Raw genomic sequence first — 23,440 nt, 5'->3', positions numbered from 1 at the left:
ACGTGTGTCCGGTGGGACAATCGGGGTTAGGCTGCCAGCCGATGTCGGAGTTCAGTGCAACGTGGAGACGAACATATGGCCGGTAGGCTGCGTGAGAGATTGAGCAGGTCGGACACCCTCACCGACCGGCCGGACTTCGCGTTGGTGGGTGTGCTGCGGATTCCGGAGTTGCAGACGAGTCCGGCGCGGGCGATTTACCGCCGGGTGGGGATCGCCCTGGCGGCGTTGGCGTTGGCGGTGCTCATCGTCTACATCGACCGGGCGGGCTATCGCGACGTGCAGGACAACGAACTGTCGTTGCTCGACTGCATCTACTACGCGACGGTGTCGTTGTCGACGACGGGATACGGCGACATCACGCCGTTCACACCGTCGGCGAGGCTCGTCAACGTCCTCCTGATCACGCCCCTTCGAATCTTCTTCCTCATCGTCCTGGTCGGTACTACTCTCTCCGCGCTCACGGCGAGCTCCCGGCAGGCGTTCAAAATTCAGCGTTGGAGGCAGCACGTGCGCAATCACACCGTGGTGATCGGCTACGGAACCAAGGGACGCACCGCGATCGACGCGATGCTCGGCGACGACGTTCCGCCGTCGGAGATCGTGGTGGTCGATACCGACCACGCCGTGCTCGACTCGGCGGCCAGCAAGGGCCTCGTCACGGTCCACGGGTCCGCCACCAAATCGGACGTGCTGAGGTTGGCGGGCGCGCAGAACGCGTCGGCGATCATCGTCGCCGCCAACCGCGACGACACCGCGGTGCTGGTGACGCTGACGGCGCGCGAGATCGCACCGAAGGCGAAGATCGTCGCCGCGATCCGCGAATCCGAGAACACGCATCTGCTCCGCCAGTCCGGCGCCGACTCGGTGGTCGTGTCCTCCGAGACCGCGGGCCGGCTCCTCGGCATCGCCACGAAGACGCCGAGCGTCGTCGAGATGATGGAGGACCTCCTGACTCCGGAGGCGGGTTTCGCGATCGCGGAACGTCCCGTGGAGCGGGACGAGATCGGCGGCTCTCCACGCCACCTCGCGGACATCGTGCTCGGTGTGGTGCGGGACGGCCGCTTGATCCGGGTCGGCTCGCCGGAGGTCGATTCGATCGAGGAGAACGACCGACTGCTGTACATCCGTCGGGTCGCCAACTGATCGGCAGTAGTGTCGACGGCGTGACTGTATTCCGGCTCAACGACACCCCGCTCCTGTCCCGCTCCGCCGTCGGGCGGGCCGAGGAATTGCGTTCGGACACGGACGCGCTGCGTGCGGGCTGGCGGGATGCGCTGCTGCTGCGCGTCAATCACCGCGGACAGGTGCGGGTGGGGGACGACGGTCTGGTGTTCGCGGAGGCCACCGAACTCGGCCCCGAACCGAAACCGGGGGCGGTGTTCCTCGGCATTCGCAAGGACCGGCACGTGTGGGCGGTGCGGGTGCAGGCGCTGACCGGCGAGCTGGCCGATCTCCGGATTCTGGGCGGCACGCTGGACGACGCCGACGCCGGTGTGCTCACCGGCGCCCTCGCGATGCTCAACTGGCACGACAGTGCCGGCTTCAGCGCGCTCGACGGCGCGGCGTCGGAACCGACGATGTCGGGATGGTCGCGGATCTCGACGAGCACCGGTCACGAGGAATTTCCCCGCACCGATCCGGCGGTCATCTGCCTCGTGCACGACGGCGGAGACCGTGTGCTCCTGGCCCGGCAGCCCACGTGGCCGCCGCGGCGGTTCTCGATCCTGGCCGGATTCGTCGAGGCCGGAGAATCCCTCGAGACGTGCGTCGTCCGCGAGATCAAGGAAGAGGTGGGCGTCGACGTCCGTGACGTGCGCTACCTCGGCAGCCAGCCGTGGCCGTTCCCCCGTTCGGTGATGATCGGGTTCGCGGCCGTCGGCGATCCCGACGCCCCGCTGACGTTCGCGGACGGCGAGATCGCCGAGGCCCGGTGGTTCACCCGGGACGAGGTGCGCACGGCACTCGAACTCGGCGACTGGGCGTCGGACACCGACGCCACGCTGCTGCTGCCGGGCTCGATATCCATCGCGCGTGGAATCATCGAGTCCTGGGCTGCGGCAGCGACGGAGTCCTAGACGCCGAGAAGCTGCTTGACCTGCGCCAACGACGGGTTGGTGGCGGTGCTGCCGTCGGCGAACTTGACGGTGGGCACGACGTGGTTGCCACCGTTGACGCTGCCGACGAACTCCGCCGACGCCGGATCGTCCTCGATGTCGATCTCCACGTAGCCGATGCCGGATTCGTCCAGCTGCGTCTTCAGGCGCCGGCAGTAGCCGCACCAGGTGGTGGAGTAGATGGTCAGGGCCGGGGTGTCGGTAGCAGTCACGGCGGATATAACACCACGAGCCCGCCGTGTGTTCCCACTGCGGTGTTCGTCCGCTTCGCGCCGTGTCGGTCGCCCCTGTCATGATGGACGCCATGTCAGCAGCCGGCGCAGCAGAGGTGACGACTACCGGTCTCGATCCCGAACAGTCCGCAGCGGTCCTCGCTCCCCGGGGGCCGGTGTGTGTGCTGGCCGGTGCCGGAACAGGCAAGACCCGGACCATCACCCGGCGGATCGCGCACCTCGTCGCCAGTGGGCACGTCGCCGCGGGGCAGGTGCTGGCGGTGACGTTCACGGCGCGCGCGGCAGGCGAGATGCGCGGGCGGCTGCGCAGCCTGGGCATCGGCGACGGGGGAGCGCAGGTCCAGGCACGTACGTTCCACGCGGCCGCGCTGCGGCAGCTGCGGTACTTCTGGCCGCAGGTGGTCGGCGACACGGAATGGCGGCTGCTGGACCGCAAGTTCGCGGTCGTGTCGTCCGCCGCCGGACGGGTCGGCCTGTCCACCAGCACGGAGAGCATCCGCGACCTGGCGAGTGAGATCGAGTGGGCCAAGGCCTCGCTGATCGCGCCGGAGGACTACCCGCGGGCGGTGGCGAAGTTGCGCCGGGAGGCGCCGGTCGACGCCGCCAAGGTCGCCGAGGTGTATCACGGCTACGAACAGCTCAAGGCGCGCGGCCAGGACGGGATGCTCCTCGATTTCGACGACCTCCTGCTCCACACGGCGGCGGCACTCGAAGAGCATTCGGCCGTCGCGGAGGAGTTCCGCGACCGCTACCGCTGCTTCGTCGTCGACGAATACCAGGACGTCACCCCGCTGCAGCAGCGTGTCCTCGACGCCTGGCTCGGCGAGCGGGACGACCTCACCGTCGTCGGCGACGCCAACCAGACCATCTACTCGTTCACCGGCGCCACCCCGAACTACCTGCTCGACTTCTCGCGCCGGTTCCCCGAGGCCACCGTCGTGCGCCTCGAGCGCGACTATCGCTCGACCCCCGAGGTCGTGTCGATGGCGAACCGGGTGATCGGAGCGGCGCGCGGCCGGATCGCGGGCACCCGTCTGCAACTGATCGGGCAGCGCGACTCCGGGCCGGAACCGAGTTTCGTCGAGTTCGACGACGAACCGGCCGAGGCCGCCGGGGTGGCCCGCACGATCAAGCGGCTCATCGCGTCCGGCACCCCGGCGGCGGAGATCGCGGTCCTGTACCGGATCAACGCCCAGTCCGAGGTGCACGAGCAGGCGCTGACGAAACTCGACATCCCGTACCAGGTGCGTGGCGGTGAGGGTTTCTTCACCCGCACCGAGGTGCGTCAGGCCGTTGCGGCGCTGCGCCAGGCCGCGGGCCGCGACGACCTGCCCGACGCGGTCGGCGCCGACCTCGTCACGCTCGTCCGCGCCGTCCTCGTTCCGCTGGGGCTGACGGACGCCGAACCGGCGGGTGCGCAGGCCCGCGAGCGCTGGGCCTCCCTGTCGGCGCTCGTCGCGCTCACCGAGGAACAGCTGACCCAGGATCCGGAGTTGACCCTCGACGCACTGTTGCGCGAGCTGAGTCTGCGGGCGGAGGCGCGGCACCCACCCGTCGTGCAGGGTGTGACCCTCGCGTCCCTGCACGCCGCGAAGGGTCTCGAATGGGACGCCGTGTTCCTCGTCGGCCTCACCGACGGAACACTGCCCATCCAGCACGTGCTCGGCGACTCCAACTCGGCACCCGACGACGCGGCCGTCGAGGAGGAACGCCGGTTGCTGTACGTCGGCGTCACCCGCGCCCGTGAGCACCTGCAGATGTCGTGGGCGCTGTCCCGGAACGAGGGCGGCCGCAAGTCGCGGCGCCGTTCGCGGTTCCTGCACGGGCTCATCCCCGAAGACTCACCGGCCTCGCGGATCGCGGCGCCCGTCAAGAGCAACAAGAAGCGTCCCCGGTGCCGGCTGTGCGGAAAACAGCTGATCGGGACGACCGCGACCATGCTCGGTCGCTGCGAGGGGTGCCCGTCGAACGTCGACGTGGAACTGCTCGAATCGCTGCGGTCGTGGCGGCTCGAGAAGTCGAGGGAGCTGAAGGTCCCGGCGTACGTGGTGTTCAGCGACAACACGTTGACGGCTCTCGCCGAGCAGCGCCCGCAGGACGATCGCGGACTCGTCGCGATCCCCGGGATCGGTGCGAAGAAGCTCGAGCAGTTCGGCGAAGACGTCCTCGGTGTGATCAAGGGAAGCGGTACTCGCTGAACGACTCCCGCACGAGGGTGAAGTAGCACGCATCACTGCAGGTCAAAAATAGGTTGTGCGGTTCTGGAGAATTGCCTACTGTGGTTTCAGTGCGCGGGGAGACCCGTGTGGTTCACATCGGATCGAGAAGAAATGGAGGTGGCAGTGAAATGACGAAGTTCCAAGCACATGAGACGGCAGTCGCTGCTGCCTCCGCGTTGTTCGGCATGAACGCGGCGGAACAGGCACCGGCGATCGTCTGGTCGGCAGCCCGTCGTCGTCCCGCAACAGCAGTCGAGTCCGTGTATCGGAGTTGTCGAGGAATTCCTCGATAGATCAACTCCCACCGTCTTTTCAAGGCCACGGACCCGCATCGCGGACCGTGGCCTTCGTAGTTCGAGCACCTTTCCCGCTCGCAGCCTCGGCTCTGGTTCGCATCCATTTCAACGAACCGAAGAGAATAACCGTCGCAATGAGAGCAGAGGAGAACGACGTGTCTACCGTGACATGCCGAGGGGTATCCGAAACCTCAACCGCCACAAGCGGATTTGTTCAGATCGCTACCGCACGTGGTGACCTGCCGTGCCGGGTCGACGACCCCGACCTGTGGTTTGCGGACTCTCCCACCGAGCTGGAGCAGGCGAAGGCGCTGTGCGCGTCCTGCCCGATCCGCTCCCGCTGCCTCGACGCCGCTCTCGATCGAGGTGAGCCGTGGGGCGTGTGGGGTGGGGAGATCTTCGACCAGGGTGTCGTGATCGCCCGCAAGCGTCCCCGTGGACGTCCCCGCAAGACGCCGGCTCTGGTGTGTGCGTAGCACCTGTGAGTACTTGTTAACCGCCCGCGGTTAACAAGTACTCACAGGTCGGGGGCCACGAACCCGGGGAGCCACCGGGTGAGGATCGCCATGTACGGCGCGTACGCGTCCAGTTGGGCGCAGATCCCCACCGAGCCGACGAGAACCCGGAAGATCATCAGATACTCGGCGGGCAGATTCAGTGCCCGGGCGGTCCGGAACTGCGCACTGTTGAAGTCGGTCGCGGAACCCGCCGCCTTCTGCAGCCAGGCGCGGGTGAAGTGGAACGATTCGGTGCGGATCGGATCGGTGACGGGACGCAGGTAGTCGGCGATCTCCTTGTCGGTCACCGTCCTGCCCGGCAGGACGAATCCGTTGGCGTGCAGCAACTCCGTCAGTTCGTCGAACTGCTCGTGGACTGCCAGCCGGACCATCGCCCCGAGCACCGGTGGGAGACCGTGCGGAAACGGTGCCGCGGCACCGAAATCGATGACCCCCAGGCGGCCGTCGCTGTGCAGCATGAAGTTACCCGGATGCGGGTCGCAGTGAAGCAGGCCGACGCGGGTGGGGGAGGCGAAGTGGAACTCCGCGAGCAGTGCGCCGGCAGTGTTGCGTTCCTCGGGGGTGCCGTCGGCGATGATGGCCGACAGCGGTTTCGCCGACATCCATTCGGTGACCACCACCTTGGGGGCGCTGGCGACGACGTGCGGAATCGCGAACTGCGGGTCCCCGTCGAACACCTTCGCGAAGCGGCGCTGATTGTTCGCCTCGATCCGGTAGTCGAGTTCTTCTTCGGTGCGGGCGGTGAATTCGTCGATGACCGGCCGCACGTCGACCCCGGGCATGACCGAAGCGAACAGACCCGCGAACCGTCCCAGTGTCTTCAGGTCGGCGCGCAGCGCTTCGTCGGCGCCGGGGTACTGAACCTTGACGGCCACGTCGCGGCCGTCGGCCCACACGGCGCGATGCACCTGGCCGATGCTGGCCGACGCGGTCGGGGTGTCGTCGAACGACTGGAACCGCTCCCGCCACTTGGTGCCCAGTTGCTGGTCGAGCATCCGGTGGACCGCCTTCGCGGGCAGCGGAGGTGCCTGCGCCTGCAGCTTGTTCAGCGATTCACGGTAGGGTTCCGCGAACTCCTCGGGGATTGCCGCCTCCATGACGCTGAGCGCCTGGCCCAGTTTCATGGCGCCGCCCTTGAGTTCGCCGAGGACGGCGAATAATTGCTCGGCGGCCTTCGCGCTCAGCTGGGCGTCGATCTCGTCCCTGTCGCCGCCGGTCAGCTTCCGGCCGAACCCCATCGCGGCACGCCCCGCGATCCCCAACGGGATGCTCGCGAGTTTCGCGGTGCGGGCAGAACTCCTGCGGGGGATGTCGGGCACCCCACCATCATGCATCATCACCGATGCCGGTTCGATTCGCCCACGGCGGGCGCCAGATACGTGCAGCTGCAACTCGCCTGCCTCGGCCAGCGCCGCGTCACCAGGCGGTGCGCCCCCAGATCGATCTCGAGCGTGGCGTCGAGACTGCTGGGCGGCGCGCCGCGCGGGGCGGACAGCACGGCCTCGAGTTGGCCGAGGGCGACTGCGGCCGTGGCCATGATCACGGCGGGACTCGCATGCCCGACCGTCCCCAGGAGCTGAGCGGACAGGTGCGGCCAGTCCTCGTCGTACGCGGCACGGAGGAGATCGGCGCACCGCAGGCAACTCGTGTGGCCCGGCAGCACGAGCGGACCGACCACACCGCGACCGTCCCGCAGCCGGACCTGCAGGTGCGGTATCCCGTTCTGGACCAGATCCGCAGCGAGGCGAGGGTCCGCCACCAGGTCGTCCGCGAGCACGACGCACAGGGCGTTCCACCGCCGGACATCGCCGTCGGCGGAGTAGCGGAACGAGCGGGAGACCCGGATGCCGCCGTCGGTGAGCCCGGTGGACACCGCATCCGACAGCGGTCCGCGCCCGTGTACGCGGATGGTGATCGTGTCCGCGACGGGGGAGGTGCCCGCGACGTCGATCAGACCGGCGCGGTCCAGATCGCCGAGCAGCTTCGACACGTCCGTGGGCGCCAGGCCGTATCCGACGGCCGTCCACAGGATGTGCGGCCGCGTGTTCTTGCCGTCGAGCAGTCGGACGACGGCGAGGAGTTGCTCGGTCCGGACTCCGGGCGGTGGGGAGAGGACGAGTGCGCGCTCGGGATCCCAGCCGAACTGCACCCGCCCGTCGGGGCGGACGAGCACGGCGATCCGAGGATCGAGGGTGACACCGACGGGGTGCGGGTGCGAGATGGTCACGCACCGAGGATTCCAGGCCACGACTGGTCGCCGGCCCGGAAAAGGCGAGTTGTCCACAGGTCGAAACGTGCTCCGACCTGCGGACTTCCCGCTACCGACACATTGGTGCGATCAGGGGGTCAGGACTCCGGCTCGTCGTCCTTACCGGACTTGCCGCGTTCGGCCTCCTCGGCCCGCTCGCGGGCCTCCGTCGCCTCCAGCTGCGCCATCGGATTGTCGAAGTCGCCGCCGTCGCCGCCCCCGAGTACCCGTTCGACGAACGCGTCCGGGCTGTCGAGGTCGGACGAGTCGGGCAGCAGGTCGGGGTGGGCCCACACGCCGTCACGGGCGTCGACGGTCGACTCGGACGTCAGGCGCGTCCACAGCTGCGCCGCCTCCCGGACCTTGCGGGGACGCAGTTCGAGTCCGACGAGTGTCGCGAACGTCTGCTCGGCGGGTCCGCCGGTCGCGCGCCTGCGGCGGAGCGTCTCGCTGAGTGCCGCGACGCCGGGGAGGCGGTCGTTCAACGCCGACGCGACGACGACCTCGACCCAGCCCTCGATGAGGGCGAGCAGTGTCTCGAGTCGCTCGAGGGCCTGCTTCTGCTCGGGTGTGGTCTGCGGTTCGAAGGCACCCTGCTGCAGGATGTTCTCGAGCTGCGACGGATCGGTCAGCGCGGACGGATCGAGCCCCTTCGCCATGTCCTCGATGGCGGAGAAGTCCATGGTGATGCCGCGGGCGTACTCCTCGACGGTGGCGAGGAGACGCTGACGCAGCCACGGGACGTGGCTGTACAGGCGCTGGTAGGCGGCCTCACGTGCGGCGAGGAAGACGAGGATCTCCCGGTCGGGCTGTTCGAGCCCCTTGCTGAACCGTTCCACCGCTGCGGGAAGCAATGCGCCCGTGCCCGCCGGACCGAGGGGGAGACCGATGTCGGTGGAGGTGAGGACCTCCTTCGACAGCTGGCCCAGCGCCTGGCCGAGCTGGGAGCCGAACGCGAGGCCACCCATCTGGCTCATCATGCCGAGCATCGGTCCTGCCATCTGCTGCGCCTCTTCGGGCAGCCCCTGCACCCACATGCCCGACACCTTCTCCGCCACCGGGTCGCACAACCGCTTCCAGGTGTCGAGGGTGTTGTCGAGCCAGTCGTTGGGCGTCCACGCGACGGTCTTCGACGCGCCCGCAGGCAGCGTCGTCGCGGCGTCCAGCCACAGTTCGGCGAGCCGCGAGGCGTCGGCGATCGCCTCGGAATTGCCCTGCGTGATCGGAGCGACGGACCCCATCTGCTGGCGGGCGAGCTTCTTCGCGACCTCGTAGTTGACCGGGCCGGTCTGCTCCCCGGACCCCATCGACGTGCCCATCCCGCTCAGCATCTGGCCGAACTGGGTGAGCATCTGGCCGAGGGCGGCCGGGTCGAAGCCCCCGGCGGGGAAACCACCCGCCCCGAAACCGAAGTCGCCGGAACCGCCCGCGTTCTTGTCGCGGTCGGGCCCGTTCTGATCCCCCGTGTTCTTGTCACGATCGGGATCGTCGTCGGGTTTGGAGAAGCCGAAGGGCGGATTGCTCATGACTCAACGGTACAAGGCGCATGGTTCGGTGGCTGCCGACCGCGTCACGCTGACGGCGAACACGCGGACGGCCGACAGCGGTGCCGGTGGTTCGCGCTCTACGCTGGTCCAGGTGAATCGACGGATCGTGACGCTTCTGGCTGCGCTGGCCCCGATCGTGGTACTCGGCATTCTCGGCACCGTGATCACGGTGCCGTTCGTGGCTCTCGGGCCGGGACCCACGTTCAACACCCTCGGCGAAGTGGGTGGTGAGCAGGTCGTCGCCATCGCGGGGACGGACGTGGACGACACCACCGGCCACCTCAACATGACGACGGTCGCCGTCCGCGACGACCTCAACGTGTTCGAAGCGTTCGGACTGTGGGCGAGTGGACGCCAGGGCATCGTGCCCCGCGAGGAGGTGTACCCGCCGGACAAGTCGAAGGACGAGGTCAAGCAGGAGAACGACGCCGACTTCCAGCAGTCGGAGGACAGCGCCGAACTCGCGGCGCTCCACTTCCTGGGCAAGCCGGTGGACCTGCGGATCGCCAAGGTCGGTGAGGACGGCCCCTCCCAGGGGCTGCTGCGCGAAGGCGACGTGCTGGTCAGTGTCGACGGAAAGCCGGTGTCGACTGTCGGCGGCGTGCAGGAGGCGGTGGCCGACGTGGCCCCGAACACCGAGGTGCCGATCGTGATCCGGCGTGACGGCGCCGAGACCACGGTGCGGGTGGTGCTCGGTGCCCGCCCGGACGACGAGGCCAAGGGCTACCTGGGGATCACGCCGGAGGAGGTCCCGGACGTCCCGTTCACGATCGACTTCAACCTCGCCGACGTGGGCGGCCCCTCGGCGGGACTCATGTTCACGCTCGCCGTGATCGACAAACTCAGCCCGGGCGAACTCAACGGCGGCAAGTTCGTCGCCGGCACCGGCACGATCGACTCCGACGGCGACGTCGGCCCCATCGGCGGCATCAAGTACAAGTTGATCGCCGCGTCCGAAGCGGGCGCCGAGACATTCCTCGTGCCGGCGAAGAACTGCGACGAGGCACGCCAGGGGGCACCCGACGGGCTCCGGCTGGTGAAGGTCGAGAACCTCGACGGGGCCGTTGACGCGCTCGAGGCCGTCAACGCCGGAGCCGACGCGCCGCACTGCTGACTGCGGCGCGGTCGGTCCTTCTCGACTGCGGAGCGGTCAGTCCTCTTCGGTCGCGTCGAGGGTGGCGTACAGCGCGCTGACGAGATTCGGCGCCAGGTCCTCGTAGGTGAGCAGTTCGATTCCGGCGTACGGGTCGGCGTCCTCGTCGGGGCGCAACTGCATCAGGCACAGCGACGGTCCGTCGCGCAGCACGGCGGCGATGAGCCGGGCGGCCCGGCGGTCGGGATGCGACTCGGCCGCGGCCCGTGCGGCGTCGTCGGCGGCGTCGCGGTCGGACAGGAGGGGGACGAGCGCGTCGTCGAGATCGGATTCCGCCTCGGGAGGCAGGACCACGATCTCCTGGACGAGGGCGCACCCGACCACGGACTCGGGCCAGCTGGTGGTGGCGAGGAATTCGTCGAGTGCGCGTGACCCGCCGTCGATGTCGCCGGGGAACGGATCCTGTTCCACCGGGGTCAATTCCGCACCGTCGGCGAGTTGGTCGAGCAGGCTCGGTTCGGCGGCCGCGAGGAGTTCGGTCGGGACGAGTGCGAACATCTGGGGCGGCTGATCCCACCCTCCGGCATCGACGAATTCGACCACCTCACGCACGCAGCGGGCGAGGGCGTCCGTCTCTCGGTTCACATTCTCTTCACTCACAGGACCCATCTTCGCACCCCCGGAACAGGACCGACGGCGGCAACTCTCGGTTGTTACGTAGAGTGGGACGAAACGGTCACGCCCTCGCTGTTCGGGGTGTGGACGACCGAACGGTGCAGTTGACCGCGGCGTGAGAACGTCGCCGAGTTCTTGGAGTGTGGCACGTGGGCATGCGGCCCCCCGCAGGTTTACCGTCGTTGTCCAAACGCAGTCGAGTGCTGCTGGTGCTGGCGCTTGTCGTCGCGGCCCTGCTGCTGGTGGGTCCTCGGCTGATCAGCACGTACACGGACTGGTTGTGGTTCGGTGAGGTCGGATTCCGTGGTGTCTTCACCACGGTCCTCGTCACCCGTCTGCTGCTCTTCCTCGTGGTGGGGGTGGTGGTCGGCGGAATCGTCTGGCTGGCACTGCTGCTCGCGTACCGTTCGCGGCCGGTGTTCGTCCCGGTGTCGGGTCCCAACGATCCGGTGGCGCGGTACCGCACCACGGTGATGACCCGGCTGCGTCTGTTCGGCCTCGCGATTCCGATCGCGGTGGGACTGCTCGCCGGCCTGATCGCCCAGTCCAGTTGGGTGACGGTGCAGTTGTTCGTCAACGGCGGCGCGTTCGGCGTCGCCGATCCCGAATTCGGCCTCGACGTCGGCTTCTACACGTTCGATCTGCCGTTCTACCGTTTCGTCCTCAATTGGCTGTTCGTGGCGGTGCTGCTGGCGTTCTTCGCGAGCCTGGTGACGCACTACATCTTCGGTGGGCTCAAGCTCGCGGGCCGGGGCGGCGCGCTGACCAATGCGGCGCGAGTCCAGTTGGCAGTGCTGGCGGGAACGTTCATTCTCCTCAAGGCCGTCGCGTACTGGTTCGACCGGTATTCCCTGCTGTCGAGCAGCCGCAAGGAGCCCACGTTCACCGGTGGTAGCTACACCGACATGAACGCGGTGCTGCAGGCGAAGCTGATCCTGCTGGCCATCGCGGTCATCTGCGCGGGCGCGTTCTTCGCGGCGATCTTCCTGCGCGATCTGCGGATTCCCGCAATGGCCACAGCCCTTCTCGTGCTCTCGTCGATCCTGGTCGGCGCGGTGTGGCCGCTCGTGGTGGAGCAGTTCTCGGTGCGCCCCAACGCCGCCGACAAGGAGAGCGCGTACATCGAGCGGAACATCGCCGCCACCCGGCAGGCGTACGGCATCACCGACGACAAGGTCGAGTACCAGGACTACCAGGGGTACGGGACGACGCCGCCGCGCGACGTGCCCGCCGACGTGACGACGATCGCGAACACGCGACTGCTCGACCCGAACATCCTGTCGCGGACGTTCACCCAGCAGCAGCAGCTGAAGAACTTCTACGGTTTCCCGCCGACGCTCGACATCGACCGGTACGACATCGACGGGGAGATGCGTGACTACATCGTCGCGGCCCGCGAGTTGTCGTCGAAGAGCCTGACGGGCAACCAGACGGACTGGATCAACAAGCACACCGTCTACACGCACGGCAACGGACTGGTCGCGGCCCCCGCGAACCGGGTGAACGCCGCCGCAGGCGAGTCCGCGGAGGAAGCCGCCAACAGCAACAGCGGTTACCCCGTCTACATGGTGAGCGACATCGCCTCACAGGCCGCGGGCAATCAGGTCATCCCGGTCGAGCAGCCGCGCATCTACTACGGCGAGGTCATCGCCGACACCGATGCCGACTACGCGATCGTCGGTGGTTCCCAGGGTTCGGATCCGCGGGAGTACGACACCGACACCTCGCGCTACACGTACACCGGTTCGGGTGGTGTGCCGATCGGCAACTGGTTCAACCGGCTGGCGTTCGCGGCGAAGTACACCGAACGCAACATATTGTTCTCCGGTGCCATCGGTTCTGATTCGAAGATCATCTACAACCGGGACCCCCGGGACCGGGTCACGCACGTCGCACCGTGGCTGACCGCGGACGGCGACTCCTACCCGGCCGTCGTCGACGGCAAGGTCGTGTGGATCGTGGACGCCTACACCACGCTGCAGGACTACCCGTACGCTCAGCGCAGTTCGCTCGACGGACTGGTGGAGGACAGCATCGACCAGAACACCGGCCGCCTGCTGCCCCGCAAGGAGGTGTCCTACATCCGCAACTCGGTGAAGGCCACCGTCGACGCGTACGACGGCACCGTGAAGCTCTACCAGGTGGACCAGAACGATCCCGTGCTCGACGCGTGGATGGGTGTGTTCCCCGACGCGGTTCAGCCTGCGGACTCGATTCCGGACGAACTGCGCGCGCACTTCCGTTATCCCGAGGACCTGTTCAAGGTGCAGCGCGAGATGCTCGCCAAGTACCACGTGGACGATCCGAAGGAGTTCTTCACCAACAACGCGTTCTGGTCGGTGCCGAGCGATCCCACGATCGACACGAGCGCGAACCAGCCGCCGTACTACGTGCTGGTCGGTGATCCCGAGACCGGGAAACCGTCGTTCAACCTGACCAGTGCGATGGTGGGTTACAGCCGCGAGTTCCTGTCCGCCTATCTGTCGGTGAAATCGGACCCGGAGAACTACGGCAAGTTCACGGTGCTCCAATTGCCGACGGACACCCAGACCCAGGGTCCGCAGCAGACGCAGAACTCGATGATCTCCGATCCGCGGGTGGCGTCGGAGAGAACGCTGCTCGAGAGATCGAACAAGATTCAGTACGGCAACCTGCTGACACTGCCGATCGCGAACGGCGGCATCTTGTACGTCGAACCGATGTACACGGAGCGAAGTTCGACGGGCCCGAACACGTCGACGTTCCCGCAGCTGTCCCGAGTGCTGGTGAGCTACCGCGAGCCGCCGCCGAGTAACAGTGTGCGCGTCGGGTACGCCCCGACTCTGGCACAGGCGCTCGACCAGGTGTTCGGTGCGGGAACGGGCTCGGTGGCCACGGCGCCCAGCGCCGAGGAGGGGACACCTCCGGAGACCGGCACGACGCCGCCCGTCGCCCAGGGTGCGGCCCCGGCAGCGCCCACCGCACCGGCGACTCCGCCGTCCGGCACGGACGTCTCGGCGGCTGTGGCGGAGCTGGATGCGTCGCTCGACGCGTTGACGTCGGCGCAGCGCAGCGGTGACTTCGCGGCGTACGGTGCGGCCCTCGCCCGGGTGCAGAAGGCGGTCGCCGCGTACGAGGCGATCCCGAAGTAGAGGCGTTTCACCGGGAGAGCGAACGAGGCCCTGTCATCCGAACCGGATGACAGGGCCTCGTCGTATACGAGCGGAAGATCAGCGCAGTGCGTCGACCAGCTGCGGGTTGGCGTTCACCAGCTGCTGGAACTGCTGTCCGTAGCCGTTCTGCTCGGCGACCTGACGCGCGGCGTCCAGTGCCTGCTGCGCGGCGGGCTGGACCGGAGCGGGCGCCTGGACCTGTGCCGGTGCCGCGGGGGCGGGCGCAGGGGTGGGCGCCGGAGCGGGCGCGGGGGCCTCGGCGACGGCGCCGCCACCGGTGGTCAGGTACTGACCGCACACCGGCCAGGCACCCTGGCCCTGCGTCGCGAGAACATTCTCGGCGACACGGACCTGCTCGGCCTTGCTGGCGTTCGACGCCGAGCCGCTGCCGCCGTTGGCCTCCCAGGTGCTCTGCGAGAACTGCAGGCCGCCGTAGTAGCCGTTTCCGGTGTTGATTCCCCAGTTGCCGCCGCTCTCGCACGCTGCGACGCCGTCCCAGTTGTGGGAGGCGGCGGAGGCGGTGCCGGTGCTCAGGCCGAGCGGAACGGCGACGACGGCTCCGGTGACGGCGATCCATCCGAGGGCACGCTTGCTGATGCTGTGATTGGTCATGCGGGGTCAATCCTCTCCGCGCTTGCTGGCGTGGCCGGCCTGCGGGCGACGACGTTCGCGTCGTCGCGCCGGGCTGCGATTCTGTGCCGCGTCCCTGCCCCTCGAAGGTTTCGGGGATTCCGAACCCGCGGGGCAGAGCTAGCAGCGGCGGGCCGGCTTTCGCCCGGTTGTTTCGGGCCGAGAGCGACCGTACGGGAGCTTCGCCCGCAGTTCACCTGGCGAAAATGGTGAACAGGTGTCCGGCGTCGAGGGCGAATTTTCCCTGTTTCCGCAGTTCAGAAGCGCTTGATATCGTTTCGGAGTCGATTCGTTATACCGTTGTTATGTGGCGGGGATCACTACTAATTTGTGCAGCGGCTCACGCGTAAATGGCGGGGAAACGGATCTCGGTGGTGTAGGCACGATGCCGTGCAATGCCCGAGCGCCCTGCGCGCAGTCGTGCTGCGCGCAGGGCGCTCGGGCAAGTGTGGGGTGCGGATCAGAGGTACTGTCCGCAGACCGGCCAGGCGCCGGGTCCCTGGGTCGCCAGGACGTTCTCGGCAACGCGAATCTGCTCCTCGCGCGAGGCGTTCGAAGGCGAGCCGGAGCCGCCGTTCGCGGCCCAGGTGCTGTCGGTGAACTGCAGGCCGCCCGAGAAGCCGTTTCCGGTGTCGGCGCCCCAGTTGCCGCTGCTCTCGCATGCTGCGACAGCGTCCCAGTCTCCGGAAGCGGCCGAAGCGGTGCCGGTGCTCAGGCCGAGCGGCACTCCGATGACTGCTCCGGTGAGTGCGACTGCGCCCATGGTCCGCTTGACGATGCTGGAATTGAACATGTGGTTGATTCCTCTCCGCGCCTGCCGACGAGGTGGTCGTGTGGATGACGGCTGGTGTGCCGACCCGCTGGTCGATCTGTCCTCGTCCTGCCCCTCGAGGTGTCGGGATTCCGGATCCCGCTGGGGCAGGTCGAGCTGCGGCGGGTCGGCGTTGCCCGTTGGTTTCGGGCTGGCAACGAACGTACGCGGCGATCACGGAATGGTCACGGGCCGATTTTCTGTGACGGGCGTCCAAATACTGGGATGAATGCACGGTGTTTTCGCAGGTCGACCCACTAGTTGCGGATTCCGAAAACGTTACAGATTTTCCCAAAAGTGTGACGCAGGTCATAACTTTTAGGTAACGGATGTGACTCGGGTGGTGCTGAAAGGTTGCTAGTCGGCCTCTTTCCGGGCGATTTGCAATCCGTTCGTTCGCTCGTGTAACTTTGTTCATGCAGCGCGGGGTGGAGCAGCTCGGTAGCTCGCTGGGCTCATAACCCAGAGGTCGCAGGTTCAAATCCTGTCCCCGCTACCACCGAAGAACCGGTGTCCTGGAATCCAGGGCACCGGTTCTTTTTTGTTTCCGTATTCAGTTCCGTGGCCGGCGACGGAGCGCCGGGTGGGGCGCAGGCCGGTGGATCATGTCGTCCGTGACGTCCATCTCGATCAGGACGCGGCGCAGCAACTTGCCCGTCGCGTTGCGGGGTAGTTCCTCGATGAAGATGATCTCGCGGGGCACCTTGTACCGCGCCAGGTTCGACTTGACGTGAGTCTTCATTTCCTCGGCGTCCTTCGCGGACCCGGGGGCGGGCACGACGAAAGCCCTGAGTCGATGGCCGAACTCGGAGTCCTCGACACCGATCACGGCGGCCTCGAGCACGTCCTCGCGGTCCGCGAGCAGGTTCTCGACCTCGAGCGGGTAGACGTTCTCGCCGCCGGAGACGATCATGTCGTCGTCGCGGCCGTCCACGAAGAGCAGGCCGTTGCGGTCGAAGTGCCCGACGTCGCCGGTCGACAGCAGGCCGTTGATGCGCTCCTTGTCGCGACCGTCGGTGTATCCGGAGAAGCTGAGACCGCTGGCGACGAAGATGCGTCCGACGGTCTCGGGTTCGGTGATCCGTCGACCCGACTCGTCGTACAGCTCCACGTGGCACGTGACGGGTGCCCGTCCCGCGGTACCCGGCGCCAGTTCGAGGTCGGCGGGTGTCGCGACGGTGGCGACGGCGACCTCGGTGGAGCCGTACAGGTTGTGGAGCACCGTGCCGAACGCGGCGGTGGTGCGCTTGCAGAGGTCGGGGGAGAGCGCGGACCCGGCCGCGAAGATGATCTTCAGGCTCGACGTGTCGTACTTCGCCAAGGTCTCCGGTCCGAGATCGATGATGCGCTGCAGCATGGTGGGAACGACGACCAGCGTGTCGCACCGGTGCTTCTCGACCAGGCGAATCGTGTTCTCCGGATCGAACTTCCGATGCATCACCACGGTCTGGCCCAGCGCCAGCGCGAGTGCGAACTGGGAGACTCCCGTCCCGTGGAAGGCGGGGGCCGCCATCATCATCGTCTGGCCGCGCCGCAGCGGAACCCGGTCGAGGAACTGTGCCGACGCGAGCGGCGACGTGTGTCCGCGGGGAGCGCCCTTCGGTGTGCCGGTGGTGCCACTGGTGAGGAGGACGAATCCACCGAGCGCGGACGGTGCGGGCAGCGAAGCGCGGTCTCGGCCCTCCATCGCGTCGTCGAGCGTGCGGACCCGGGACGTCGAATTTTCCTCCGCCCACGAACGATAGACGATCACCTCGTCCGGGAGGGCCTCGGCGACCTGGTGGAATTCGTCGTCGTACACGAACGCCTGCACCTGCTCGCGGGCGGCGACGTCGACGAGTTGCGGCCGGGCGAAACCGGTGTTCATCAGCACCAGCTTGGTGCCGTTCTTGGCGGCGGCGAGCATCGTGAGCACCAGGCCACGATGATTGCGGCACATGCATCCCATGACGGAGCCCGCAGTGATGCCGTCGGTCTGCCACGCACGCACCAGGGCGTTGGACTGTTCCTCGATGTCGGCGTAGGTGAGGGCGCCGCGCTCGTCGATGATGGCCACCGCATCCAGGCCCGCCTCGGCGTTCGCGTGGACGGGTCCTGCGAACGGGCCGTACTTCCGCACCGCCAGAATCGATCGGACACCCTGGTCGACGCGGGGAAACGGAACGAGGCCTGCGCGGTTCATCACCCGCACAGCTCCCACGGCGTCCGTCAGCTTGGTGAGAACGTGCTGCACTGACATGTCGAACCCTTCGGATAGGCGGGACCGTGTCACCAGTCAGGGTAGAGGACAGCGGCACCGGTGCCGGTCGTAACCGAAACTCACCGGAATGCCTCGCCCGGGTCCAGTTCGACTGCCCTCAGGCCGTCCGCGTCCGCGCGACGGACGAACTCGCGACCGGGGCCGTGGAACCGGCGAGGCCGGACCGCGTCCATTCCGATCGGCCACAGCGTGCCGAAGTGGATCGGGATCGACACCACGGCGGCCACGGACCTCGCCGCGGCGGCGGCCGATTCCGGATCCATGTGTCCCGGTCCGAGATTCGGCCCCCACCCTCCGACCGGCAGCAGCGCGACGTCGCAGCGCGGAACCCACTCCGCCATCGCGGGATCGAGGGCGGTGTCACCGGCGAAATACGTGGACGCCGCGCCGTCGACGACGTACCCCAGCGCCTGCGCCCGCTGTGGGCCACGGCGCCACCGTCTGCCGTCGTGCACGGCCGGCACCGCGCGCACCGTCACCGAACCGAGTCGCACGTCCTGCCCGGGCGACATCTCGATCAGCCGGTCGCCGAACACCCGCAGTCCCGCAAACGCGTCCACCGCGCCGCGGGGAACGACGATCGGAATGTCGTTCCCGATCAGGGCGAGCGAGGGCAGGTGGGTGTGGTCGGCGTGCAGATGGGACAGCAACACGGCGTCCGGCCGCACCGGGTCGGCCATCGGGTCTGGGCCGCGGCGACGCCGCAGGTGCGCCACCCGTGCCGTCAGCACCGGGTCCGTCAGGATCGTCGTCCCGCTGTCCGTGATCTCGACCGTCGCATGCCCCCGCCACCGGATGAGCACCCTTGCGTTCTCGGTCATGGCGGTCCCGTTCGCTCGTCGCGGTGACGCTGCTGCGATGAGTTCCGCCGCGCCACTCCCTGTCAGACCTTACGATCCCCCAAAAGGGAGGTCTGCGATGCGCTCTCTGGGCTCGGCGGCCAGGACGGTCACCGAATTTCTCGTGCTGTGGCTCGTCTCCGCCGTCGCACTGGTCCTGACCGACCTGATCCTGCCGGGGGTCCGGCTGCGTCCGACACCTGCGGGCGGCCCCTTCGACACCATCCCGGCAGCATTGTTCCTCGCCCTCGTGTACGGACTGCTGTCGGTCACCCTGTGGCCGTTGCTCGTGCGCGCGATGCTGTGGGTCGGTCCGGCGCTGCTGTTCCTGGGCGTGTTCGCCGGGAACTGGCTGATCATGGTGCTCGCCGTGCGGGTCGTACCGGTCGCCACCACGGAACGGGTCGCCGACGTGCTGGTGCTGGCCCTGGTGATGTCCGTCGTCGGTTCCGGTGTCGCCGGAGCCATCGCGGCCAGGCGCGACGACACGTACCGTTTGATGCTGGTGCGCCGCAACCGGTCCCGGCTACGACGTCGCGGCGGTGCGGACGCGGCGGCGGGGGAACCCGGACTGCTCTGCATCCAGATCGACGGCCTCGGCCACGCGGTGCTGCAACGCGCGATCCGCGACGGCGTCACGCCGCACCTCGCCGGGCTCGTGCACCGGGGCTCCCACGTCCTGACGTCCTGGCACACGGACTGGAGCAGTCAGACCGGTGCGAGCCAGCTCGGGATCCTGCACGGTGACAACCACAACGTGCCCGCGTTCCGGTGGTACGACAAGCCCCGCGGCACCGTCGCCGTCTTCAGCAATCCCGCCGACAACGCCGCCCGCGAACTCGAGCGCGCGCACCGGCCCGGTCTCCTCACCGGGGGCGCCAGCCGCGGCAACCTGGTCACCGGCGGCGCCGACGACAACGTCCTCGTGGTCAGCCGTATGCGAGGCGCCCGGATGGGGGGCAGGGCAACCGGATACGCCGACTACTTCGTCGACCCGGCGAGCGCCGTGCGCACCGCGGTTCGGCTCGTCGCCGAGGTGCTGCGGGAGAACGTGCAGGCGTACCGGCAACGCCGCGCCGACGTCACCCCGCGCGTCCGGCGGGGTGGGCTGTATCCGCTGGTCCGTGCGTTCACGACGGTCGTCGAGACGGACGTCGTCGTCGCCGCGGTCGTCGGTGATCTCATCGCGGGCCGCAGCCCCGTGTACGTCGACCTGGTCGGGTACGACGAGGTCGCCCACCATTCCGGTGTCGAACGCCCCGAGACGCGTAAGGTCCTGCGCACACTCGACGACGAGATCGGGATGATCGCCGCCGTCGCCGCCCAGGCGGGCAGGCCCTACCGCATCGTCGTGCTGTCGGATCACGGGCAGAGTCAGGGTTCCACGTTCCGCGACCGCTACGGCAAGGGCCTCGAGGACGTCGTGCTCGACGCCTGCCACGCCCCGGGTCGCCGTGAGGGCGACTCCGTCACGCTCGGCAGCCGAGGGCGCGGCGCCGAGGGCCTCGGCTATGCCGAGGCCAGCCTCCGGTCGGAAGCGACTCCCGACGTCGTCACCCCGGGCGAGAATCCGGTGGTACTCGCGTCGGGCAATCTCGGGCTGGTCAGCTTCCCGCAGGTGCCGGGCCGCGCCACCCGCGAATGGATCGACGCCCGTTACCCGGACCTGATTCCGGCGCTCGTCACACATCCCGGTATCGGGTTCGTGCTCGTGGCCCGCGACGACGACGGCTCGGTCGTGCTCGGATCTGCCGGCAGCGCCGACGTCGCCACCGGTGAGGTCGACGGCGTCGATCCGCTCGCCGATTTCGGGCCCGGCGCCCTCGACCGGGTCCGCCGCACGGACACGTTCGACAACGTCGCCGACCTGATGGTGGGCGGGCGGTACTGGCCGGACACCCTGGAGGTCGCCGCGTTCGAAGACCAGGTCGGATCGCACGGCGGGCTCGGTGGACCCCAGAACACGCCGTTCCTGCTGTATCCCGCGGACCTGCCCGCGCCACCGAACCCTCTGCAGGGCGCCGAAGCGGTGCACGAGGTTCTCGTCCGGTGGCGCGATCTCGCGTGAATCCCGTTCCCGGACGGCATGAGCCGTGCGCGGGTGCTACTTCAGCTCTGCCGACGACTTCCCGAGTAGACGGCGGGCCACGATCAGCTGCTGGATCTGCTGCGTGCCCTCGAAGATGTCGAGGATCTTCGAGTCGCGTGCCCATTTCTCGAGCAGCGGTCGCTCCGAGTATCCCCATGTGCCTGCGAGTTCGACGGCCTTGAGGGAGATGGCGGTTCCGGTGCGGCCGGCCTTCGCCTTCGACATCGACGCCTCGAGTGAGTTCGGCTTCTTGTTGTCCGCCATCCACGTTGCCCGCAGGGCGAGCAGGTAGGCGGCTTCCCAGTCGGCCTCGAGTTGCAGGAACTCGGCGGCGGCCGCGTGCTGGTTGTATGCGGGGGTGTCGTACGAGATCTCCACACCGGCGTCGGAGAGGATGCTGCGCAGTTCCTCGAGCGCGGCGCGGCCCAGGCCGACGGCCATGCCGGCGACGATCGGGCGGGTGTTGTCGAACGTCTGCATGACGCCGGCAAAGCCCTTCTCGACGTTGACCTCCGGCGTGCCGAGCAGGTTGTCCTTCGGGATCCGGCAGTCCTGCAGCAGCAGCACTGCGGTGTCCGACGCCTTGACGCCCAGCTTGTGCTCGAGGCGGGCGACGCTCAGGCCCGGGGCGTCGCGCGGGACGACGAACGACTTGATCGCGGCGCGGCCCTTGGTCTTGTCGACGGTGGCCCACACGACGATGTGGGTGGACCGCTCGCCGGCGGTGACGAAGATCTTCTCACCGTTGAGGACGTATTCGTCGCCGTCGAGGACCGCGGTGGTGGTGACGGCGGCGGAGTCGGAACCGAAACCGGGTTCGGTGATCGCCATCGACGCCCACACCTTGCCGAAACGCTCGAGCTGCTCGTCGGTGGCGACCGCCGCGATCGCCGAGTTGCCGAGACCCTGGTACGGGATCGCCAGTGTGAGGCCCACGTCGCCCCAGCAGGTTTCGATGACATTCATCAGCGAGGACATGTTGCCGCCGTTGACGTTCCCGATGACCTTCGGTTCGTCGCCGCGTCCGAGGGCGGCTCCCGCCGCCCCCTTACCGGAGTCGTTGAGGCCCTCCACCATGGCGGCCATGGTGTCGAGTTCCTTGGGGTAGGCGTGCTCCACGAGATCGTACTTGCGGGAGATCGGCCGGAAGATTTCTGCCGCAACCTGGTGCGCCTGGTTCGCGGAGGCTTTGAGCTTCTTGGGAAGTTCGAGGTTGATCATGACTGTTTCCTTAGTTCGAATCCGGCCGCTCAGATCAGGACGATGCCCTCGGCGACGCCGATGGCGCGCAGATCGCGGTACCAGCGCTCCACGGGATGTTCCTTGGTGTAACCGTGGCCACCGAGCAGCTGGACGCCGTCGAGACCGATCTGCATGCCCTTCTCGGACGCCAGCTTTCGGGCGAGGGCCGATTCGCGGGCGAACGAGAGCCCCTGCTCGGCGCGGGAGGCGCCGCGCAACGTGACCAGGCGCAGGCCGTCGAGTTCGATGCCGATGTTCGCAACCATGAACGCGACCGCCTGACGGTTGCTGATCGGCTCACCGAACGCGACCCGCTCGTTGACGTAGGGGATCACGTAGTCGAGAACGGCCTGTCCGGTGCCGACCGCGAGCGACGCCCAGCCGAGGCGGGCCAGCCGGATGGCGTCGGCGTATTCGGCCTTCCGCGCGTCGGCGTCGGCGGCGCCGAGCAGACCCGACTCGGGCACGGCGACATCGGTGAGGTTGAGCCGGCCGAGCCCCGCGGCGCGCAGGCCCATGCTCGGGTCCGACTCCACGACGAGTCCCTTGGTGTCGGCCTCGACGATGAAGAAGGAGGGCTTGCCGTCGAGTTCGGCCGCCACGATGAACAGTTCCGACGAGGCCGCGGCGGGAACGAGGCTCTTGACGCCGTTGAGCCTGTAGCCGCTGGGGGAGCGGACTGCCTTGGTCTGCAACGCGAATGGATCGAACAGTGCGCGGGGCTCGTTGACGACCACGGCCGCGTTCGGAACCTGCTCGCCCGTGAACGAGGGTAGGTAGGTCTTCTGCTGGGAGTCGGTGCCCCACTGGGTGAGGGCGACCGCGACGCCACTCGGCGCGAGAATCGGCAGCGCGAGCCCCATGTCGCCGTGGGCGAGAGCCTCGGCGACGAGGGAGTTGGTGACGGCCCCGCGCTCGCTGGCGGCCCCGTCGAGTTCCTCGGGAACGTTGATCAGGGTGATGCCGAGTTCGGCGGCGCGCTTCACGAGATCCGCCGGTGCGGCGGCGGCAGCGTCGGCATCGTGGCCTGCGGGCCGCAGGATCTCGGCGGCGAACTCGCGCACGGTCTCGACGATCATCTGCTGCTCGTCGCTCGGGGTCAGGTCGAAGTAGCCGGCCTTGGCGGTCGGGTTGTCGGGCAGGCGTTTCGGTGCGCCGCCGCCGGACACCTTCTGGAACCCGCGGGTCGCGGCGCCGAGCGTCTTGAAACCGGTCTTCGTGCCTTCGTAGGTCACCCGGTCGATCGTCTGGCGCAGGTTGTACTTCTCGGCCAGATCGGATCCGGTGATCTTGGTCAGCACGCGCATCGCGGCACCCATGGCGTCGCGCTTGACGGGATTCAGTCCGACGGCGGACGTGTCACGGGGGTTCCGCTTCGCTCTGCCGTTGGGGGCAACAGTGTCTTGCTTGCTCATGATCACCAGCTGTTTCTCGGTGTTCGGGCGTGGACACCAACTATCTTACTTAGCAGTAA

17 protein-coding genes, 1 tRNA gene and 1 pseudogene are annotated in these 23,440 nt (G+C 68.0%); 8 read left to right on the top strand and 11 right to left on the bottom strand.

Features of this window, described 5'->3' with window-relative positions:
- Positions 1-75: 75 nt before the first annotated feature.
- Complete coding sequence (locus BLV94_RS12445; RefSeq protein WP_072937670.1) at positions 76-1,143, top strand: potassium channel family protein; 1,068 nt, start codon at positions 76-78, stop codon at positions 1,141-1,143.
- Positions 1,144-1,163: 20 nt separating this feature from the next.
- Positions 1,164-2,075 (top strand): NAD(+) diphosphatase, encoded by a 912-nt coding sequence (nudC, locus tag BLV94_RS12440; RefSeq protein ID WP_072937671.1) that lies wholly within the window; start codon positions 1,164-1,166, stop codon positions 2,073-2,075.
- Here the strand turns inward: nudC and BLV94_RS12435 are convergent.
- Positions 2,072-2,326, bottom strand: a complete 255-nt coding sequence (locus BLV94_RS12435) for a mycoredoxin (RefSeq protein WP_015890142.1) — start codon at positions 2,324-2,326, stop codon at positions 2,072-2,074. The two genes, nudC and BLV94_RS12435, sit on opposite strands and share 4 nt — an antisense overlap.
- 80 nt (positions 2,327-2,406) lie before the next feature.
- Between BLV94_RS12435 and BLV94_RS12430 the strand changes: the two genes are divergently transcribed.
- Both BLV94_RS12430 and BLV94_RS12420 read left to right on the top strand, forming a co-directional pair.
- Positions 2,407-4,545 (top strand): ATP-dependent DNA helicase UvrD2, encoded by a 2,139-nt coding sequence (locus BLV94_RS12430; protein ID WP_083395561.1) that lies wholly within the window; start codon positions 2,407-2,409, stop codon positions 4,543-4,545.
- A gap of 451 nt (positions 4,546-4,996) precedes the next feature.
- A complete protein-coding gene (locus BLV94_RS12420) occupies positions 4,997-5,338 on the top strand; it encodes a WhiB family transcriptional regulator (RefSeq protein WP_072937673.1) in 342 nt (113 codons plus the stop codon).
- Positions 5,339-5,379: 41 nt separating this feature from the next.
- Here BLV94_RS12420 and BLV94_RS12415 read toward each other — a convergent pair whose 3' ends face one another.
- The 3 genes from BLV94_RS12415 to BLV94_RS12405 all read right to left on the bottom strand — a co-directional run bounded on the left by BLV94_RS12415 (position 5,380) and on the right by BLV94_RS12405 (position 9,154).
- Entirely contained in the window at positions 5,380-6,717 is a 1,338-nt protein-coding gene (locus BLV94_RS12415) for an ABC1 kinase family protein (protein WP_072937674.1), read from the bottom strand.
- Positions 6,717-7,607 (bottom strand): hypothetical protein, encoded by an 891-nt coding sequence (locus BLV94_RS12410; RefSeq protein WP_095860828.1) that lies wholly within the window; start codon positions 7,605-7,607, stop codon positions 6,717-6,719. The genes BLV94_RS12415 and BLV94_RS12410 overlap by 1 nt, the downstream gene beginning before the upstream one ends.
- Before the next feature lie 119 nt (positions 7,608-7,726).
- A complete protein-coding gene (locus tag BLV94_RS12405; RefSeq protein WP_072937676.1) occupies positions 7,727-9,154 on the bottom strand; it encodes a zinc-dependent metalloprotease in 1,428 nt (475 codons plus the stop codon).
- A 112-nt stretch (positions 9,155-9,266) separates the two neighbouring features.
- On the opposite strand from BLV94_RS12405, the gene BLV94_RS12400 reads away from it, so the two are divergent.
- Positions 9,267-10,289, top strand: coding sequence for a YlbL family protein (locus tag BLV94_RS12400; RefSeq protein ID WP_072937792.1), 1,023 nt, complete (start codon positions 9,267-9,269; stop codon positions 10,287-10,289).
- A gap of 36 nt (positions 10,290-10,325) precedes the next feature.
- Here BLV94_RS12400 and BLV94_RS12395 read toward each other — a convergent pair whose 3' ends face one another.
- Positions 10,326-10,937: a PPA1309 family protein gene (locus BLV94_RS12395; RefSeq protein WP_072937677.1), complete on the bottom strand. Its 612-nt coding sequence runs from the start codon at positions 10,935-10,937 to the stop codon at positions 10,326-10,328.
- 155 nt (positions 10,938-11,092) lie between these two features.
- Here BLV94_RS12395 and BLV94_RS12390 point away from each other — a divergent pair, with 155 nt between their 5' ends.
- Positions 11,093-14,074, top strand: coding sequence for a UPF0182 family protein (locus BLV94_RS12390; RefSeq protein WP_072937678.1), 2,982 nt, complete (start codon positions 11,093-11,095; stop codon positions 14,072-14,074).
- 78 nt (positions 14,075-14,152) lie between these two features.
- On the opposite strand, the gene BLV94_RS12385 is transcribed toward BLV94_RS12390, so the two are convergent.
- Together BLV94_RS12385 and BLV94_RS12380 are read right to left on the bottom strand one after the other, a co-directional pair.
- Complete coding sequence (locus tag BLV94_RS12385; RefSeq protein WP_072937679.1) at positions 14,153-14,707, bottom strand: transglycosylase family protein; 555 nt, start codon at positions 14,705-14,707, stop codon at positions 14,153-14,155.
- Between the two features lie 481 nt (positions 14,708-15,188).
- Positions 15,189-15,518 (bottom strand): annotated as a pseudogene (locus BLV94_RS12380) (transglycosylase family protein); the annotation flags it as partial.
- A 440-nt stretch (positions 15,519-15,958) separates the two neighbouring features.
- Here BLV94_RS12380 and BLV94_RS12375 point away from each other — a divergent pair.
- Positions 15,959-16,035: transfer RNA gene (locus tag BLV94_RS12375), tRNA-Met, on the top strand.
- 54 nt (positions 16,036-16,089) lie between these two features.
- On the opposite strand, the gene BLV94_RS12370 is transcribed toward BLV94_RS12375, so the two are convergent.
- Positions 16,090-17,775 (bottom strand): acyl-CoA synthetase, encoded by a 1,686-nt coding sequence (locus tag BLV94_RS12370; RefSeq protein WP_072937681.1) that lies wholly within the window; start codon positions 17,773-17,775, stop codon positions 16,090-16,092.
- Positions 17,776-17,855: 80 nt separating this feature from the next.
- Complete coding sequence (locus BLV94_RS12365; protein ID WP_072937682.1) at positions 17,856-18,617, bottom strand: MBL fold metallo-hydrolase; 762 nt, start codon at positions 18,615-18,617, stop codon at positions 17,856-17,858.
- A gap of 97 nt (positions 18,618-18,714) precedes the next feature.
- On the opposite strand from BLV94_RS12365, the gene BLV94_RS12360 reads away from it, so the two are divergent.
- Positions 18,715-20,703 carry a phage holin family protein gene (locus tag BLV94_RS12360; protein WP_072937683.1) on the top strand — a complete coding sequence of 663 codons (1,989 nt, stop codon included), beginning with the start codon at positions 18,715-18,717 and terminating at the stop codon, positions 20,701-20,703.
- Between the two features lie 36 nt (positions 20,704-20,739).
- Here the strand turns inward: BLV94_RS12360 and BLV94_RS12355 are convergent, their stop codons facing one another.
- Together BLV94_RS12355 and BLV94_RS12350 are read right to left on the bottom strand one after the other, a co-directional pair.
- Positions 20,740-21,945: an acyl-CoA dehydrogenase family protein gene (locus BLV94_RS12355; RefSeq protein WP_072937684.1), complete on the bottom strand. Its 1,206-nt coding sequence runs from the start codon at positions 21,943-21,945 to the stop codon at positions 20,740-20,742.
- A 29-nt stretch (positions 21,946-21,974) separates the two neighbouring features.
- Entirely contained in the window at positions 21,975-23,387 is a 1,413-nt protein-coding gene (locus BLV94_RS12350; protein ID WP_072937685.1) for an acyl-CoA dehydrogenase family protein, read from the bottom strand.
- Positions 23,388-23,440: the final 53 nt, after the last annotated feature.

This window comes from Rhodococcus koreensis (genome assembly GCF_900105905.1).
Taxonomy (GTDB): Bacteria; Actinomycetota; Actinomycetes; order Mycobacteriales; family Mycobacteriaceae; genus Rhodococcus_F; species Rhodococcus_F koreensis.
Note: the sequence above shows the minus strand (reverse complement) of the source record. Positions and strands in the feature narration are given on the sequence as shown.